The sequence below is a fragment of the Ferrimonas pelagia genome, from assembly GCF_039543565.1.
Taxonomy (GTDB): Bacteria; Pseudomonadota; Gammaproteobacteria; order Enterobacterales; family Shewanellaceae; genus Ferrimonas; species Ferrimonas pelagia.
In genome coordinates, this window is the sequence record NZ_BAABJZ010000091.1 from 20,013 (window position 1) to 36,161 (window position 16,149).

A 16,149-nucleotide genomic window follows, 5' to 3' on the forward strand; every position below is an offset into this window, starting at 1 on the left:
CACGGGTATTCTTATGCGCTGCAATACGATGCAGGATATAGGAAATAATGATGCAGCAATCGATCCGACCCGATCAGATCCCCTCGAACTTAACCCTACTTTGGAAGGGGTTTACCAAGCGCTGCGACAATGCAGAGCTGCCAGCCAGTCGCATTCGGGTGGAAGACTTCTCTTTCGATCGGCTCAAACTGCGTCGTTATAACGCGTGCTGCGGCTTCGAGCAGGATGTACTGTCGCTGTCGTACCTCTTTGTTGCGACTCAGCCGCTGCAATTGATGTTGCTGACCGATCCCACTACGCCGATCAAGCCGCTCGGCATGATCCATATGGGGGTTAGCTTTCATCAGCATGCGCCGCTGTCGCTGGAGCAGACCTATCACTTTGAGTTGACGGTCGGTAAGCAAGAGCGCACTGAGATGGGGCTGGAGTTTGAGCTGGTGGGCAGTTTTACCGATGGCCACCAAGAGTTGGCGGGGTATCGCAGCCGCTGCTTGATCAAGATGCCGGCAATCGGGGAGCGTCGACGCCGACGTCGCGCCGCGCGCGAGAGTAAGATCGAGCAGCAGTGGCAGGCGGGCTCGCCGATCGAGCTTGATCCTCAACGGGCGCGAGGCTATGCACGGGTGTCCGGCGACTACAACCCGATCCATCTGCACAAATGGACAGCCAAACCGTTTGGGTTTGAGGCGCCGATTGCGCATGGCATGTATATGGTGGCGCGGTTGCTAGCCGAGATCAAAACGCCGCTTAAATCCGCCAACTTTGATTTTAAACGACCAGCGTTGCTGCCGATCAACGGACGTGCCGAGCTCGGCCAAGGGGCCATCCGTTTGTTAAACGAGGCCGGTAAACCTTTGGTCGAGGGGCAGTTTGAGCCTTTGGACTGACAATGCCTTCCGTATGAATACGCGGCGCCCCTGAGGGCGCCGCGTTGGTTTGTGCTGGGCGAGATCCCATCTCTACGCTAGAAGCTGGGGATCTGCGCAGCGAGCCGAGCGCTGTGGGTGGGATCCAGCGCCATCGAGCTGATCAAAGGCTTGTGACTGACATCACCTATCTGGGCCAGTGGATCGCCGTCTTGAGTAAAGAACTTTTTGTCTTTGATCTGGAAGCGGCGCATCACCGTTGGCAGTAATAGATTTTCGGCCGCCCACAGCAGGGCACCGGTCACCGGGCCGCCTAGGCTGCCCACCCCGAGGAAGCCAAGACCGATGATCTTTTGCCCTAATGGCTTGGTTTCCTTAGCCTGACCAAAGTGGGCGGAGAGGGCACGAGAGTAGGCGCCTGCCGCGTCGGCCAAAGCCGCATGATCGCCTTGTCCGGCCATAAAGGCCTCCATGGCGAGGTTGTACTGGTGGCGGATCTGGGCGATGTCGCTGAAGGGATCGGCCAGGCTCTTCCACAGATGACCATGGCCCAGCGGCAAGCCCTTGGGGATGGTTAGGGCGGGGACGCTGGCTTGGCTGAGGCTGGGAGCGCTGTCGAGCTGGGTGAGGGCGGCAAAGGCCTCGCTGTAGCGGGTCTCGACTAAGATCCGGCCATTTTGCAATGCGTCATAGTTGCTCAAGCAGATCCCAAAATTGTAGTGATAGGCGCTGTTGGCCAAGCCCATCAGTTGGCGCAGCGCCTCCGGGCTCGCTTGTGTCTGCGCCACAGCCGCAATGGCGGCTTGTTCCCAGCGGGTTCGAGTTGCCTCTTTATCGTATTGGTTTAAGGCGTCATAGCCCGCGAGCGTACGTTGCCAGGTGTCCGTCGCTACTGCGGTTAAACCCGCTTGGGCCGGGGAGAGCGCAAAGGTACGGCGGATCATCAGATCGAAGCCATGACTGATGTGTTTGTTGGGCCAATTGACGAAGTTATTGCTGGTGGCTAACAGCCCCTTCCAGGGGCGTAATGTGCTGCGTAACGTGGCCCATTCGTTGGACTTAACTAAGCGCTGGAAGCTCTCGACACCACGATCGGCCATCTGCTCGGGCAGAGCGAGCAGATCCTGATTGCGTGACAGGATCCGCACGAAGTTCGCTTCGATCAGGGCCTTGAGCGGCGATTTTTCAGGGAACATCAGCGCGGTGCGTGCCGCGGGCAGATTGAGAAGGTAGCCATCGTTGATGAGGATGGGCTCGCCTAACAGGGCTTTACGGACCAGCATCTGATTAAAGTTGGCCAGATCAATCTCAAGATCCCACGGGTAGCGGGCCACGGCATCATCAACCGTTCCTAGATAGGTGTAGTTCAGCATAGTCAGTCCCTCTAAGCATACTTTGCCATGTTAACTCAGAGGGTTATGTGGCCAAAGGGCTGTCAACCAATGCCCGCTGCCGTTCAGTCAATTCGCCAAGCCTATTTGCTCGCGACACTAGCGCAGCGCGTGATTTGTGTGTCCAGTTGTGATGATGTTTGAATCGCGCGGCACATGAAAATTCATATGAATGGTGGGCTCTACGATTCAACTCACGAAAGAATAGTGAGTTACGCACCACAGCACGTTGCTACATTGCGTTGGGTTAGTACATGATTGACAGACCGCTGTGGCGGCAGAAGGAGTCATTCGAGATTTCGAATGCTCTGACCTTTTTGAACCTGTCCGCTTCCCTTGAACCGTATATGGATGTCCGAGCGGGGGTTTGTTGCCGCTTAGAAACGGTACTGCACCGTCAATTGCGCATTGCGCGGTTCACCGGGCTGGACCCAAAGGCGCGCGTAGGAGGAGACCAGATACTCGGTGTCGAACAGGTTTTCAATCCGGGCTCGCAGTAACAATGATTGGCTTAACTCGACACTGGCGAATAGGTCGACACGCTGATACGCCGGCAGCCAAAAATCCGGATCCACCGTTTCTCCCAAGCGCTCACCGACATAGTGATAGGTACCACCTAAATCGAGCGGCCGCCCTTTCCAATGGGCACTGTGGCGCAGATTGATAAAGCCGCTGTGTTTGGCGATATTAAGCAATGGTGCACCTGCCGGGATCTCCACACCCCAGTCGGCATCGGTCACCGTATTGCGGGTATGGGCGTCGATATAGGCATAGCTGAGATCCAGCTGGGTATTCAGACCTAATTGTGCAGACAGATCCAGCTCCACCCCTTGGCTACGCGCCTTACCAATGGCCGCCATAAAGTTGGGGTCGAGCGGGTCCGCGGTCAGCACGTTGGTCTTATTGGCCTGAAACAGCGCCAAGGATCCGGTGATGGCCGCCCCCTGCCATTTGAGACCAAGCTCGCCAGCCTTGCTCTGTTCCGGCTCAAAGCCCTGGCCGTGGCGGTCAATATTGGAGTTTGGGTTGAATCCTTCGGAGTAGCTGGCGTAAAGACTCAGGCCATCAATGGGCTGATACACCAAGCCTGCACGTGGGCTCAACTGAGACAGTTCCAATTGCTGAGTATCATCCACAAGATGGTCTTCGATCCGCTGCTTGAGGTGATCAAAGCGCGCCCCCAACAATATCTGCCATTGCTCACTCAACTCCACCATATCCTGCAGATAGAAGCCAAAGGCCTGATGTCGCTCGGTTCGGTTGGTCAGCGGCGACAATTCCGGTGCAATTTGGCCATAGACCGGCTCAAATACATTAATTGAGTAGCTGTCGTCACCGGCATTAGGACGCCAGCGATTCATCACATTGTGATAAGTAAAGTCGTACGCGTCGGCTCCAGACAACAGGTTATGCCGCACACCAAACCAATCCATCTCACCGCTTAATTCAAAGCGGGCCGAGCGATCCTCAGTACTGTAATCGCGGTTGCGATGCTGACGACTCAGGGTTTCACCATCGATGAAGATCAGCTGGCGAGACTCCGCCAGCTCCGCATCACTGGAGAACCCCACCAGCGACGACTCCCGTAGCCCCAGCCCCGCAGACAGCCGCCAGTTCTCATTCAACTCATGAAACAGGGTCAACTGATGCCCGCTGGCGTCAACCTCATTATTGCCATCGCCAGGCTCACCGAGGTAACGCTCTTGGGCCAGCGGCGCTTGCCCCTCCAACACAATGATGCCGCGATCGACAGGCCGGCGCTGTTGATTGAACTCGCCTTCGTACAACAGCGAGGTGGCCTCGCTAACGTGCCAATGCAGTGACGGCGACAAGGCTAACGCTTCAGTGTCGACCCAATCGCGGAAACTGCCGCTATCGATGTAACTGCCGTTGATGCGAAACGCCAGGCTGTCGGTCAGCCCAGTGGTAAAGTCACCTTCATAACGATAATCATCAAAACGACCGGCTCCCATCTGCAGCATCCCTTCGGGGGCCCACTGTGGCTTCTTGGTGACGATATTCACCGTTCCGCCCGGTTCCCCCCGGCCATACAACGCCGCCCCGGGGCCCTTGAGCACCTCAATATATTCAACGCTCGCGGTATCCCGGGTGCCACTGAACCCACGGCCCGCACTGAAACCGTTGATCAGATATGCCGACGGAAGGTTCTCATCACCGCTAAATCCGCGAATGGCAAAGGCGTCCCACAGCCCCCCCAAGTTTTGCATCGGAACAACACCGCTCACTTGGGACAGGGCATTTTGCAGATCCGTGATCCCCATTACGCCCAGATCCGCACCCTCGACCTCAACCACCGCCTGAGGCAACGCTTCCGGTGGAACGTTGCCGCGATAGGGCTGCGGCACATGGCGGATCTGCAGCACTTCGACGTCCTCCTCCACCAAAGACTCGGCGACGGCAGCAGTCGATCCCATTGCAAGTGCAGATGCGATCACGCTCAAGGTAAAGTTCGTTTTCATTATTTTTGTCGCTTAATTATCTGTTTGGATCATGGCGAGGATGGCTGGTGCAATTTGGGGTCAACAACGGATCACCAAAGTACCGATCCCATCGACAATCACGGCCGAAGATCTGCACGTGTTTCGGAGCAAGTCCGATCCATCCTTGGTTACGAGCATCCTATGACTAGGAGGTGGAGCCATTACTGGAGGGGAGCGCTTTGCAACAGGCGGATCTTGCGATAACCGACGCTGAGCATCCCTTCGCTTTCCAGGGTTCGAAGCGTCCGGTAGATCTTATTCCGATCCACCCCGATAAACGCCGCCAGCTTCTCTTGGGTGATGGTCACCTCGCCCGCATCGTCGGCCATCTTCGTCAGCTTCAACAGCAGCCGTTCTTTGACCGACTTCACCTTATGCTGATTAATAAAGTCGTGGGCCATACGCATGCGCCGGGCGAGATTAGTGGCAATGCAGCCGTAGAGCTCGCCATCCGGCACACTGTTTTGGTTAAGCGCATTGAAGGGCAGGCGGATCTCCGTCACTTGGGTGAGGGCATCCATGCGCCAGGGTAGCTTGCCGCCATCGAGATAGGGCAGATCACCATGCCAGGCACCGGAACCGGCCCGGGTGATCATGGACAACTGCCCATCGGGCAACACCATGGAGATTTCGACGTCGCCGGTCAGCACCAGACAAAATGCCTCGGCTTCCTGTTCCTGCTGCACCAGGTTTTCTCCCGCGGCCAAGGTGTGCAGACTGCCTTTGTGCAGAAACAACTGATAAAAATTGGGGTAACGCTGGGGATCAACATACCGACTTAAGATCTCGGCATAGTCCCGGTTGTCGCTCGTCTTCTTCATCTCTTCGTCATCCACCTTATCCTGCTGTCTACGTTCTCAAAGCCGTTCGGGCAATGCCAGAGCCTTGGCATTGCCCGAACGCTGACTTAGGCACATTGCTGTGCTCTGGCTCCGAGCAACGGCTCGGACAACAAGGGACGGTCGGGTGTGAACTGCAAGATCCGATCGCACACCCGCTGCATCGCACCGCTATCATGGCTGATCAGCAACAGGGTACAGCCGCTGCTGCGGGCCGCATCCACCAGCAGCTCGGTGACTTCACGGGCGGTGATGGGATCGAGCCGGGAAGTGGGCTCATCGGCGACCAGCAGTTTGGGCTGCATCAGCAGCGCCCGCAGGATGGCAAAGCGCTGCAGTTCACCGCCGGAGACCCCGCTGGCCGAACGCGCCAACAAGCCCGGATCCAGCTTCAGCTGCTGCATCAATGGGCCGATGGGTTGGCGATCAAGCTTATGCAGCCGGATCAGATCCTCCAGCAATTGGCCCAAGGTGACCCCGGGGGCAAAGGCCGAAGGTGGATCCTGATAGAGCTTGAGACACTGTTGCGGCCCAAACGGCACCGTCGCCTTGATCTGCCCGCTGTCGGCTTTCACCAAGCCCAACAGCAGATCCGCCAGGGTGCTCTTGCCGCAACCACTGTCGCCACACAAGCCCAGCACTTCGCCTCGGCGTACCTCAAAATCCCAGTCACGGAACAGTGTCTTGCCGCCGCGCTGCTTACTCAGGCCGCGAACGATAAGCTGGTTTTCCCCGGTTGGCCGCTGGGCGCGCAATGGCCAACGATCGGATTGGGCGTTGATCAGCGCCTTGGCGTAATCGGACTTGGGCGCGTTCAGTACCTCTTGAGCGGACCCTTGCTCCAGTACCTGCCCCTGGCGCATTACCATGATGTCGCCGCCGATCTGCGCTGCCAGCTGTACATCATGGGTGATGGTCAGCAAGGCACCTTGCTGGCCGTGCTGCTTGAGCATGGCGCCGATCTGATCCCGGCGGCTGGCGTCCAGCCCCTTGGTGGGTTCGTCGGCGATCAATAGCTGAGCCCCGGCATAGGTGGCGGCGGCAAACGCGCCACGCTGAGCCATGCCACCGGACAGCTGCGAGGGGATCTTGGCGTGATCCTTCGCCAGCCCCAGCTTGTGTAGCAAGCTGGTGCTGCGGCGTCGACTCTGATCGTCGGACTGGCCCATCACCAGTTCGCCGACCTCGCGCACCTGCTCCTGAAGCGGCATGATGGGGTTGAGGGCGAGCCAGGGCTCCTGAGGCAGCACGGCGATCTCGCGCCCCCACAGGGCCTGACGCTCCGCCAGGCTGAGATCGGCCCGGCCAAACAGGCTGATCAGGCCCTCCTGGCTCAGTCCCGTCGGTAAGATCCCGACGATGGCGTTGGCCAACAGGCTCTTACCGGAGCCGGTCTCACCGAGGATGGTCATGGGGCGTCCGCTTTGCACTGTCAGTGACAGGTTCTCCACTAGGATCTGATCCTCACTGCGGATAAACAGGTTCTCGATATTAATGATCATGGCGGAAGCCTCCGGCGATCAGGTTGAAGCTAAGGATCAAGGCAAACACGCACAGCACCGGCTGAGCCAGCACCCAAGGGGCATCGCTGTAATAGGGGAACAGCTCCACCATCATCAGACCCAGCTCGGCGCGGGGCGGCTGCAAACCGACGTAGACAAAGCCGATGGAGGCCAGTGCCAGGATGGCGTTGCCGGCCCCGAAACAGGCCAGCGGCAGCAGGCTGGGCAGCAAGCGCGGCAACAGATGGCGACGGAACAGATAGAGCGGACCGAAGCCGTACAGGCGTGAGGCCTCGATCTCCGGACTGGCCAGCAGCGACAGGGTCTGGGCGCGGACCACGCGGAAAAACTCAACCCAGAGCACCAGGCTGATGGCAATGTACAGGGCGGTAAACGAGCCGGGGAACAGGGCGCCGATCAACAGCACCAGGATCAGCCCCGGCAGCGCCATCAGGACGTTGACGACAAAGCCGATGCTGGCATCGACCCAGCCGCGCAGCCAGGCGGCGGCAATGCCGGCAACCGTGCCCAGGGTGGCAGCGGTGATGACGCAGAGCAGACTCATCCACAGCGAGATCTGGATGGCGGCGGAGAGCCGGGCCAGATTGCTGCGGCCGAACTGATCCGTACCCAGTGGCTCCTGCCAGCTGGGCAGGGCAAAGGCGTTGTCAAGCAACTGCACCGTGCCGTCGACGCCGTGGGCGAGCTGTTCGAAAAGTACCAAGATCAGCAGGGCGAACAGCAGAAAAACGCCCAGCAGGGTGGTCGGGGCACGGAGATCAAACTTCAGCATATTCCACCTCCTGGCGCTGACGGGGATCGAGCAGATAGCCGATGACATCGACCGCGGTATTGATGGCGACAAACAGCAGGCCCATCATCAGCGCGGTGGCCTGGATCATCGGCACATCGCGGCCGAAGATGGCATGGGCCAAGGCGTGGCCAATACCGGGCCAGGAGAACAGCGATTCGATCATCACAATGCCTTCGATCAGGCTGACGGCCTGAACGCCGACAAAGGCGATCACCGGCAGGGCGATATTGGGCGCGGCGTGGCGGTCAAACGCCTGCTGTTCGCTCAGGCCCTTAAGCCGGGCAAACTGCAGATAGCTGGAATGCATCACCTGATGGGTATTGTTGCGGATGATGCGGTTGGACAGCGCCGCCAGCGACAAGGACAGGGCGATGGCAGGCAGGATCAGGTACTGACTGCCACCAAATCCGGCCACCGGTAGCCAACCTATGTTCATTGCCAGGGTAAGCACCAGCAGCAGGCCGATCACAAACACCGGCTGGGCCCGCAGCATCACCGAGGTGAACAGGCCAAAGCGATCGGCCACACTGTTGGCCCGCTTACCGCAGTAGATCCCCACGGGCACGGCGATCAGCAGCGAGATCACCACCGCATAGAGGGCCAGCTGCAGCGAGTGACCCAGTTGGTGATCGATCTCCTGCAGTACGGGCGCGCCGGAGACCAGCGAATTGCCGAAGTTAAACTGCAGCAGATCCCCGAGCCAGGCGAAGTATTGCTGCCAGATGGGCCGGTCCAGCCCCAGCTCGAGGCGCACTGCATCGGCGGCGGCCTGAGTGACGTGGTCATAGCCATAGCGTCCGGCGGCAATGCGGTAGGCAAAGTCTCCCGGCAGCAGGTGCATCAGCAGAAAGGTCAGGCTGCCGACCGACCAGGCAACGAAGATCGCCTGCATCAGGCGGCGGTAAAGCAGCTTAATCATGGGGGGTAAATCTCATTTCGCTAAGGCGGTAGTTAAGCTCAAAGGGATCAAACTGGAAGTTATCCAGCCGCTGAGCGATGGCGATCTGCTGGGTGTAGAACACCACGGGGATCACCGGCATGGCTTCGGCGTAGTGCAACGCTGCCTGCTGAGCCAGAGCATGATACTCGTCGGCGTCACGGCTTTGAGTCATGGTGTCGAGCAGGGCGTTGAGGGCCGGATCGGACCAGTTCATATGGCCCCAATCACTGCCATGATGGCTGGCATTGTCGTCCAGCATCACCGCGAGGGGGTCGGCGATCACCCCGTAGTTGCGGGCCACCAGTGCCATCGCCAGGCTGCCGTCGTGGTGGCCGGCGGGAATGGCACTGGAGTTGTCGACCACAACGGTCAGTTGGATCCCCACTTCGCGCAGCTGAGCCTGAATGGCGGTGGCGATCACCGTCAGCTCTGGGCGGTCGGCGTAGGTCACCAGCGGCAGGGCAAATGGCACCCCATCGCGCCAGAGCAGGCCCTCGTCGTCCGCTTGCCAGCCTTGGTCGGCCAGCAGGGCCTTGGCCTTGGCCAGATCCCGCTGTTGTTGCGGCGGTTGCGCTAGGTGCCAGGCGGCCAGCGACGGTGGAAACAATTGGTAGGCCTCACTGCCGGGGACACGGACCACGTGCTCGGCCATGCCGGTGCGGTCCAGCGCGAGGCTGATGGCCTGGCGCACCTCTGGGGTGTCCAGCATCGGGTGGCCGTTGTTGAGTTTGATCATCGCAGTGCGAGGGATCGACTCGGAGGCGATCTCAACCTGCTGCAAGCGTCCCAGCATCTCCAGGCTGGCCGGATCCAGGGTGTAGATCAGATCTGCCTGGTTGCTCTGCGCCTGCAGTGCGCGGCTCTCGGCGCGGTGGCCGGTCAGATAGCGGGCGTATTCGATCTCGGCCTTGGGACCCCAGTAGTCGCCGAAGCGGCGGGTCACCAGCTTGTGCGGGGGCTTGACGGCATGGATCTGGTAGGGACCGCTGCCTATCAATTGATGGACGTTGCCGTCAGGGTCGTAGGAGTTCGGTGCCAGGATCACGCTGTGGTAGTGCGCCAGCAACGCCGGCAGCGAGCGGTAGGGGTGAGCCAGAGTCAGCAGCAGTGCCTCTTCATCACTGCTAAGCGCAACGATATTGGCCTGGTGCAGCATGCTGGGTTTGGTCAGGGCGGCGCGCAGGCTTTGCACCACGCTGTCGGCACTCATCAAGGTGCCATCGTGGAAACGCACCCCCTCGCGCAGTTCGAAGCGCCAACGGAGGCGGTCGTCGGATTCCTGCCAATGGCTGGCAAGACCCGGTGTCAGGGTGCCATCGGGCTCCACCTTAACCAAGGTTTCCGCCACCTGCATGCGGGTATAGATAAAACCGTCCTTGCTGGGCTCCTGACTGGTGAACTCAAAGGGTCCACCGATAGACAGGGTGATGGCCGGATCCGTGGCATCAAAGGTAAGGATCAACCAGGCGGTCATAGCACTGAGCAGTGACAGTAGGGCGATACGGAGGGAGGTTTTGCGTTTCATGGGTCTCACTGATTAAGCCAGGAGCTAAGCCACTGGCTTAGGGCTGATAGAGTTCGACGGCACGGGCATCAAGACGGTAGCCGGCGTCGAAGCCACTTTTATCTTCGCCTTCGGTGTGGATCTGGCCGTAGATCCAAACCGCTTGTTGCAGATCTTGCACCTCAATCCCATCGGGGTAGTGAACATGCAACAGTTGATTCGGCGGCGGCGGTGGCATATGGATGCAGGCACCATAGGTGGGTACCAGCAAAAATTCAGTGACCCGGGTATCATCGTGGCTCAAGGGCACGATAAAACCGGGTAGGCGGATCTGTTGGCCGTCAAGCTCTTGTACCAGCAGGGTTTGTACCTGTTGCCAGTCGAGGGGTTGTGGCGGGTCGGTTTCGGCAATCCCCAGTTGAGCGCGGATCTCGCTCAGCTGTGGCATCAGATCGCCCCAACCGAGGGTACGCTCTGTGGCCCATGCGGGGGTCGTTAGGCTCAATAGTAGGAGCAGGGTCGTGCAATATTTCATCACCTGGATTTCCATGGAAGAACACTGCCCATCACGGAGATGGGCAGTGGGATCAGGCGTTATTTCGCCGGGGTATACCAGATCGCAGAGGTATAGGCGCGGTTCTGGATCTCCATCACGGCTTCAGCCGGGATCTCGTTACCGAAGTATTTGGCGTCATACGCCATCCAGTTCGGGGTTGGGATCTCCAACACGCGCACGTAGTAGAAGGCACGCAGGTTTGGATCAAAGTCCGGATCCTGCCAGAAGCCTTCCATGATCGGCTGACCCACGGAGTTGTTGTAGGACGCGTCCTTCAGATCAACCGTGCTGGCCACGGCCTCACGAGCACGACCATCTTCACCGATGGTACGGCCGTCGGAAACAATCACATCGTAGATCCGCTCTTGGGTCTCACCGTCACTGTCCAGCCAGCCTTTCACCACTTGAACCCGCTCCAGGTTGGCGCCCATGGCGTCGCGCTGAGCTTGGATCATAAAGCGTGGTACTGCGTTTTTCGGTGCATCGACCAGATCGCCGCCCATCGGGACGCCTTTGCTGTAGCCCAGATCGACAAAGTATGGCGAGTAGATGTCACTCTCTTCAAACTCCCAACCGCCGAAGACGCGCACGGACATGCGATTACCCGTGGTGGCGTACACCTCTTTGCGCTGCATGGCGTCGAACAGAGCCTCACGGGTGTTTTCGGTGGCCCATACGGCCGCCAGGCCGCCGATCATCTCCTCATAGGAGCGGGAGGACAGGGCGTCATCACCCACGGCAGATTTGACCACGAAGCCATTAATGCGGTGAGCGGAAGGCTCACCTTCGGCCATCTTGCCGAAGTAGTTGTCGGCACGGGTGCTGGCGAAGGAGGAGTGGGAATCGGTCGCACCGATCACACCAAACTGGTACGGGTTAGTTCCCAGCTCTTCTTCGTGTTTTAGACCGGTTTTCAATGCTTCACGGGCGTATTCGCCAGGCAACATATCATCGGTCTTGGCCTTCCAGCCCATGATGTCGGAGCGGTCCCAGGTGCCGAAATCGGCAAACTCATCGTCCGGAGAGAGCACAGGGTGGGCTTCACCGTCACCCTTGATCTGCGTCACTTCGTACAGTGGTTCCCAGCGGGCACGGGTTTCCACATAGCTTTCATCGATCGGCTCACCGTTCCAGCGGGTGTTCGGGAACATCAGGCCGTTACTGAGGTTGCCGTTGTGCGGGATAGCCAGCAGGGTGGCACCGGCGTTTTTCTCAGCATCTTCCATCCAGTCCCACAGGCGTTCTGGATCGTGGGATTTAAAGGCGGACATGGGCATCGTCTGCTTGGCGACATCGATGCCATCACGGAAGATCACCACGCGGTGCAGGTTACTCGGGGCGTCTTGGCCGTTCAAAGAGCTCCACTCGTAGCCGTGCAGGGCGGTAAAGATCCCTGGCTCGTTGAAGCGCTCATTGACCTCCAGCAGGCGGTGCCAGGAGACACGGTTGACCTCAGGATCGTTGATCTGATCGCCACCCCAAGCTGAGCGACTGGCCCACTCAAAGTAGACCTGACGACCCAGGCCGGCCTGGTACAGCTCAAGCCAGCGCTTGCCGGTCTCGTTCTCCAGCAGCATCTCATTGCCTTCAAGCAGCATAGGCGCCAGACCCAGGTTTTCTGAGTGGTCGGCCAATACCATAAAGTCCAGTGGACGGTCGATCTTGGCGCGCATGCCACTGGAGGTTTTTACCTCTTCGCCACGGGCGAAGCGGAAGGTGTCTTCCGCGCTCATGGTCAGTCCCAGCATGCCCGCATCGGCGGAGAAGGCTGAGTGCATGTGGGTGTCACCAAAGTACACGGTGCGTGGGTAGTCCTTGTCGACAAACGGTGAGTAGCCCGGGTTGGTCTCCTCCTGTGCCAGCGCAGCGCCAGCGAACAGGCCGGATACCATGACGGCAACGGCGGTTTTGTGCAGAGTTATCTTCTTTTTCATCATCATCCCTAAGTGAGTGGCTTATCAGAATTGGTAGTTGAATTCGATGCGATGGCCGCCATCGTTGTAGTCGGTGTTTTCAGACCAGTTGGCGAAGTAACGCATGTTGAAGCGTGGGGTGAACTGATAGGACGCGGCAAACTCGTGCATAAGCACACTGCTATCGCCTTCAAAACCCATGTTTTTGAACACCTCAGAGCCCGACAGGGCGGACATGTACATCGGGTTGTAGTTCAGCCAGATCTTATCGGTGATCTCCAACTTGCCGAAGACACCGATAACGGCGAAGGCACCGGGGATCTCATAGCCGCGGTCGACGTCATTGGCGACCGCCAGGCCCAGACCCGCCAGCGGAAACAGCTGTACCGGACCCATTTTCGGTAGGGCTTGAAGGAAGCTGTAGGAGACGCTGCCCGCTTCATTATTGAAGTTGTAGGAGGCGTCCACTTGAGAACCACGCCCATTGGTTAGATCTGCGCGGAAATTGCGCACGCGGATCTCATCAATGCTGTCGTTGGCTTCATCGCGCCAACCCAGGGTGTCGCCCGTGAAGCCTTTCACCTCAAACACGGTCATCGCGGCAACATTTTCAATGCCGGTGTCGTAGGCTCGACCAACCTTGATGTTCAGTCCCTTGTCGGTGTAGCCCATGCCGGCCTGGGTGTAGACCGCCAAGGGATCGGACATGTCTTCCAACTGGTCGTCTTGAGCAAACGCCGGGGCAGACAACAAGGCCGCAATGGCGGTAGTAAGTACTAGCTGTTTCAACGGATGTTCCTCTTATGTTTTTTAGGTCGTTCGGGTGGCGCACGGTAAAAAAGGGGGAAAGCGGTTAGATCCAGAAATCCGCGATCCGCATAACGGTCCAGAATCCCGCCAGGATCCCAATGCCATAGGTGATCACGGTCTGGGGCGCATAGCGCCAGGCTCGTGACGTTAACCCGCTGCGCACGGCGACACGGGTCAACAGCAGCACTACGGCGACGAACAGCAGTTGCCCCAACTCAACCCCGATGTTGAAAGAGAGCAGGGCGGCGGGGAGCTCATTTTGTGGCAGGCCCATGTCGGTCAAGGCGCTGGCAAACCCAAAGCCGTGCAGCAAGCCGAAACTGGCGGAGACCGTAATGGGGTGACGCCAGGTCAGGGTTTGCCGATCATTGAGCAAGATCTCCCGGGCCAGGAACACGATGGACAGCGCGATCACCGCTTCAATAGGCAGGATCGGCACATGAACCAATTCCAACGCGGCCAGAGTCAGGGTGACCGAGTGGGCCAGGGTAAAGCCGGTGATGGTGATCAGGATGCGGCGGCCGGTGCCGGCAATGAAGATCAAGCAGGCGACGAACAGCAGGTGGTCGACCCCTTCCAAAATGTGCTCAATACCGAACAGCATGTAGGTGTAAACCACGTCGAGAAACTGCGGTACGCCCTGGATGGTGTACTCGGTGCGGCTCGAATTTAGACGCATGGTTTCCGACATGCCATCTTCATGCTCGACCCGGACCAGTACGTCGGTTGGGGTGGTGTCCAGGCCATCGATGGCGATCACGGCGCCGGTCAGGCCCCCGTCGCGGGTGATGGTGAAGCGCTCGATAGTCGCACTGGCGTTATAGCTGCGCCGAGGGGCGGTAAGGATCCGCACATCGTCAGACCAGCGCAGGGCAAGATCCGCCAGGCCGTTGTCTTCCGAGGTGGGGACCTTCCACAGCACGTGGTACATGTTGTTGTCGGTTTGCTGCAGCTCCAGATAGCCGGGCCGGTATTCGTCGGCCACGGCCAGCCCGGCTAGCGACAGCCAGAGACACAGGGCGGTAAACAGGCGACGGATCATTGCACCACCTCAGTCGCAACCGAGTTTGGGGCGGCGTCATGCCATTGACCGTCGCGCTCGATCCGCACCTGGTATTGATCGCGCAGGGCGGCGTAGTAGACGTCGCGGGCTTCGAGTGTTTTCTCAAACTGCAGATCCTGGATCAGCACATCGCGGATCTCATCGACGCTCGGCTGGCCCCCGGCATCAATGGCGTCGATCTTGATCAGATGCTTACCAAAACGGCTATGGATGGGGCCGATCCATTGACCTGACTCGGCCGCCATCAGATCACTCTTAAAGCGCTCGCCCAGCTGACGCTCGACCTCCCAGGCTTGGGCATCGCTAAAGCGATGGGGCAGCATGCTGTTGTCGCCAAGTTGGGTGTACTGGCTGTCGTCCGCACGCAACTGAGCCAGAACCTGAGCGGCGTGCTGCTCGGTGGCATCACCGTGGCGGGTCGGGTTGATAAAGACCTGGCTGAAGGAGTAACGATCCGCCTGACGGTAGCGGTCTGGGTAGGTTTCTAGCAGCGCCTGCAGCTCATGCTCTTGTGGCTGAGCCAGGCTGACCAGATCTTCACTGATAAAGTCGATCACCTGTAGCAGGCGACGACGTACGGCGATATCGCCTTTATCCAGCTCCATGGCGATGGCTTCGCGATAGAGCACCTCATCACGAATAAACTCATCGACCATGTTGTCGATTTCGCTGGTATTGGGGGCACGACGAAACATTTTCTCAAAGTTGGCCGCCAGAGAGTTGATCTGGGTTTCCGTTACTTCGATCTGACTGTTGTCATCCAGGACCACCTCAAAGTCATCGGCAACCTGGTCATACAGGGCAAACAGCCCTCCCCCAATGAACAAAAAAACAAACAGAGGCTCTTGGACGATCTTCTTAAAACAACACTGGATAGACATAATCTTCTACGGCTGGCACAAATATATGGCGAGAGATTATCAAGGGGGAGGAGGGTCAACTTCTCACAGTGAGAAATTGGCTTGGCAAGTTGATTGACCGTGAGGGAAGTCTTGAAAAGTGTCGTTTGGATCAATAAAAAACCACCGAGGTGTAATTACCTAGGGTGTAATGTTACCTAACGGTGAGTGGTGGCAATGGCGTGTAATGAGAAATGATGGAGCCGTGATTTATTGCGCTTGGTAGTCAAGGTTTAAATTGCACCGCTTGTCGCCTGAAGGTGATTCACCAGTGGCCTAACTTACGATAATTCACCGCTAAAAATAGACGCGACTTTAATGAGTGTTCGAAGTTTGATGTGAGGGAGTAACGATAAGGTTGGTTGATGTGATGTAATTCATCAGCGCGAGAAATTACACTCGTCAATACGGTGTTGGCTTTTGCTGTAATTCTATTTTGGCTTGTGGTTCAACGTTTTTGGTAAGTAATTAAAGCGCTGCCGTCGCTCGTGCAAGCTTACGTTTAAGCGACAGAGTAGAGGCTTTCACAGGCTTGATGGCAAAGTGTATGG

Annotated in this window: 13 protein-coding genes; 1 reads left to right on the plus strand and 12 read right to left on the minus strand. The window is 58.3% G+C overall.

All coding sequences use genetic code 11. The features are described 5' to 3' along the window. The first annotated feature begins 50 nt into the window (after nucleotides 1-50). The gene (locus ABEA08_RS14655) at nucleotides 51-887 is read left to right on the plus strand and encodes a MaoC/PaaZ C-terminal domain-containing protein (RefSeq protein ID WP_345336089.1); all 837 of its coding nucleotides are present in this window, start codon (nucleotides 51-53) and stop codon (nucleotides 885-887) included. A gap of 77 nt (nucleotides 888-964) precedes the next feature. Here ABEA08_RS14655 and ABEA08_RS14660 read toward each other — a convergent pair whose 3' ends face one another. The 12 genes from ABEA08_RS14660 to ABEA08_RS14715 all read right to left on the minus strand — a co-directional run bounded on the left by ABEA08_RS14660 (nucleotide 965) and on the right by ABEA08_RS14715 (nucleotide 15,580). After that, nucleotides 965-2,239: a hypothetical protein gene (locus tag ABEA08_RS14660; protein WP_345336090.1), complete on the minus strand. Its 1,275-nt coding sequence runs from the start codon at nucleotides 2,237-2,239 to the stop codon at nucleotides 965-967. A 395-nt stretch (nucleotides 2,240-2,634) separates the two neighbouring features. Next, nucleotides 2,635-4,737, minus strand: coding sequence for a TonB-dependent receptor (locus ABEA08_RS14665; RefSeq protein WP_345336091.1), 2,103 nt, complete (start codon nucleotides 4,735-4,737; stop codon nucleotides 2,635-2,637). A 182-nt stretch (nucleotides 4,738-4,919) separates the two neighbouring features. Beyond that, complete coding sequence (locus tag ABEA08_RS14670; RefSeq protein WP_345336092.1) at nucleotides 4,920-5,579, minus strand: Crp/Fnr family transcriptional regulator; 660 nt, start codon at nucleotides 5,577-5,579, stop codon at nucleotides 4,920-4,922. A gap of 86 nt (nucleotides 5,580-5,665) precedes the next feature. Then, nucleotides 5,666-7,099, minus strand: coding sequence for an ABC transporter ATP-binding protein (locus ABEA08_RS14675; RefSeq protein WP_345336093.1), 1,434 nt, complete (start codon nucleotides 7,097-7,099; stop codon nucleotides 5,666-5,668). Continuing rightward, nucleotides 7,089-7,892, minus strand: coding sequence for an ABC transporter permease (locus ABEA08_RS14680; protein WP_345336094.1), 804 nt, complete (start codon nucleotides 7,890-7,892; stop codon nucleotides 7,089-7,091). The genes ABEA08_RS14675 and ABEA08_RS14680 overlap by 11 nt, the downstream gene beginning before the upstream one ends. After that, the gene (locus ABEA08_RS14685) at nucleotides 7,879-8,832 is read right to left on the minus strand and encodes an ABC transporter permease (protein WP_345336095.1); all 954 of its coding nucleotides are present in this window, start codon (nucleotides 8,830-8,832) and stop codon (nucleotides 7,879-7,881) included. Before ABEA08_RS14685 ends, ABEA08_RS14680 begins: the two co-directional genes overlap by 14 nt. Next, entirely contained in the window at nucleotides 8,825-10,378 is a 1,554-nt protein-coding gene (locus ABEA08_RS14690; protein ID WP_345336096.1) for an ABC transporter substrate-binding protein, read from the minus strand. The genes ABEA08_RS14685 and ABEA08_RS14690 overlap by 8 nt, the downstream gene beginning before the upstream one ends. A 37-nt stretch (nucleotides 10,379-10,415) precedes the next feature. Beyond that, nucleotides 10,416-10,892 carry a DUF3299 domain-containing protein gene (locus ABEA08_RS14695; RefSeq protein WP_345336097.1) on the minus strand — a complete coding sequence of 159 codons (477 nt, stop codon included), beginning with the start codon at nucleotides 10,890-10,892 and terminating at the stop codon, nucleotides 10,416-10,418. A 59-nt stretch (nucleotides 10,893-10,951) separates the two neighbouring features. Further along, nucleotides 10,952-12,847: a DUF3604 domain-containing protein gene (locus ABEA08_RS14700; RefSeq protein WP_345336098.1), complete on the minus strand. Its 1,896-nt coding sequence runs from the start codon at nucleotides 12,845-12,847 to the stop codon at nucleotides 10,952-10,954. Between the two features lie 24 nt (nucleotides 12,848-12,871). After that, nucleotides 12,872-13,615 carry a hypothetical protein gene (locus tag ABEA08_RS14705; protein ID WP_345336099.1) on the minus strand — a complete coding sequence of 248 codons (744 nt, stop codon included), beginning with the start codon at nucleotides 13,613-13,615 and terminating at the stop codon, nucleotides 12,872-12,874. A gap of 64 nt (nucleotides 13,616-13,679) precedes the next feature. After that, complete coding sequence (locus ABEA08_RS14710) at nucleotides 13,680-14,678, minus strand: HupE/UreJ family protein (RefSeq protein ID WP_345336100.1); 999 nt, start codon at nucleotides 14,676-14,678, stop codon at nucleotides 13,680-13,682. Then, nucleotides 14,675-15,580 (minus strand): peptidylprolyl isomerase, encoded by a 906-nt coding sequence (locus tag ABEA08_RS14715; protein WP_345336101.1) that lies wholly within the window; start codon nucleotides 15,578-15,580, stop codon nucleotides 14,675-14,677. Before ABEA08_RS14715 ends, ABEA08_RS14710 begins: the two co-directional genes overlap by 4 nt. Nucleotides 15,581-16,149 lie beyond the last annotated feature (569 nt).

Coding starts and splice junctions, on each gene's coding strand:
- ABEA08_RS14655 (WP_345336089.1), top strand. CDS start 51: ATGCAGCAATCGATCCGACCCGATCAGATCCCCTCGAACTTAACCCTA.
- ABEA08_RS14660 (WP_345336090.1), bottom strand. CDS start 2,239: ATGCTGAACTACACCTATCTAGGAACGGTTGATGATGCCGTGGCCCGC.
- ABEA08_RS14665 (WP_345336091.1), bottom strand. CDS start 4,737: ATGAAAACGAACTTTACCTTGAGCGTGATCGCATCTGCACTTGCAATG.
- ABEA08_RS14670 (WP_345336092.1), bottom strand. CDS start 5,579: ATGAAGAAGACGAGCGACAACCGGGACTATGCCGAGATCTTAAGTCGG.
- ABEA08_RS14675 (WP_345336093.1), bottom strand. CDS start 7,099: ATGATCATTAATATCGAGAACCTGTTTATCCGCAGTGAGGATCAGATC.
- ABEA08_RS14680 (WP_345336094.1), bottom strand. CDS start 7,892: ATGCTGAAGTTTGATCTCCGTGCCCCGACCACCCTGCTGGGCGTTTTT.
- ABEA08_RS14685 (WP_345336095.1), bottom strand. CDS start 8,832: ATGATTAAGCTGCTTTACCGCCGCCTGATGCAGGCGATCTTCGTTGCC.
- ABEA08_RS14690 (WP_345336096.1), bottom strand. CDS start 10,378: ATGAAACGCAAAACCTCCCTCCGTATCGCCCTACTGTCACTGCTCAGT.
- ABEA08_RS14695 (WP_345336097.1), bottom strand. CDS start 10,892: ATGAAATATTGCACGACCCTGCTCCTACTATTGAGCCTAACGACCCCC.
- ABEA08_RS14700 (WP_345336098.1), bottom strand. CDS start 12,847: ATGAAAAAGAAGATAACTCTGCACAAAACCGCCGTTGCCGTCATGGTA.
- ABEA08_RS14710 (WP_345336100.1), bottom strand. CDS start 14,678: ATGATCCGTCGCCTGTTTACCGCCCTGTGTCTCTGGCTGTCGCTAGCC.
- ABEA08_RS14715 (WP_345336101.1), bottom strand. CDS start 15,580: ATGTCTATCCAGTGTTGTTTTAAGAAGATCGTCCAAGAGCCTCTGTTT.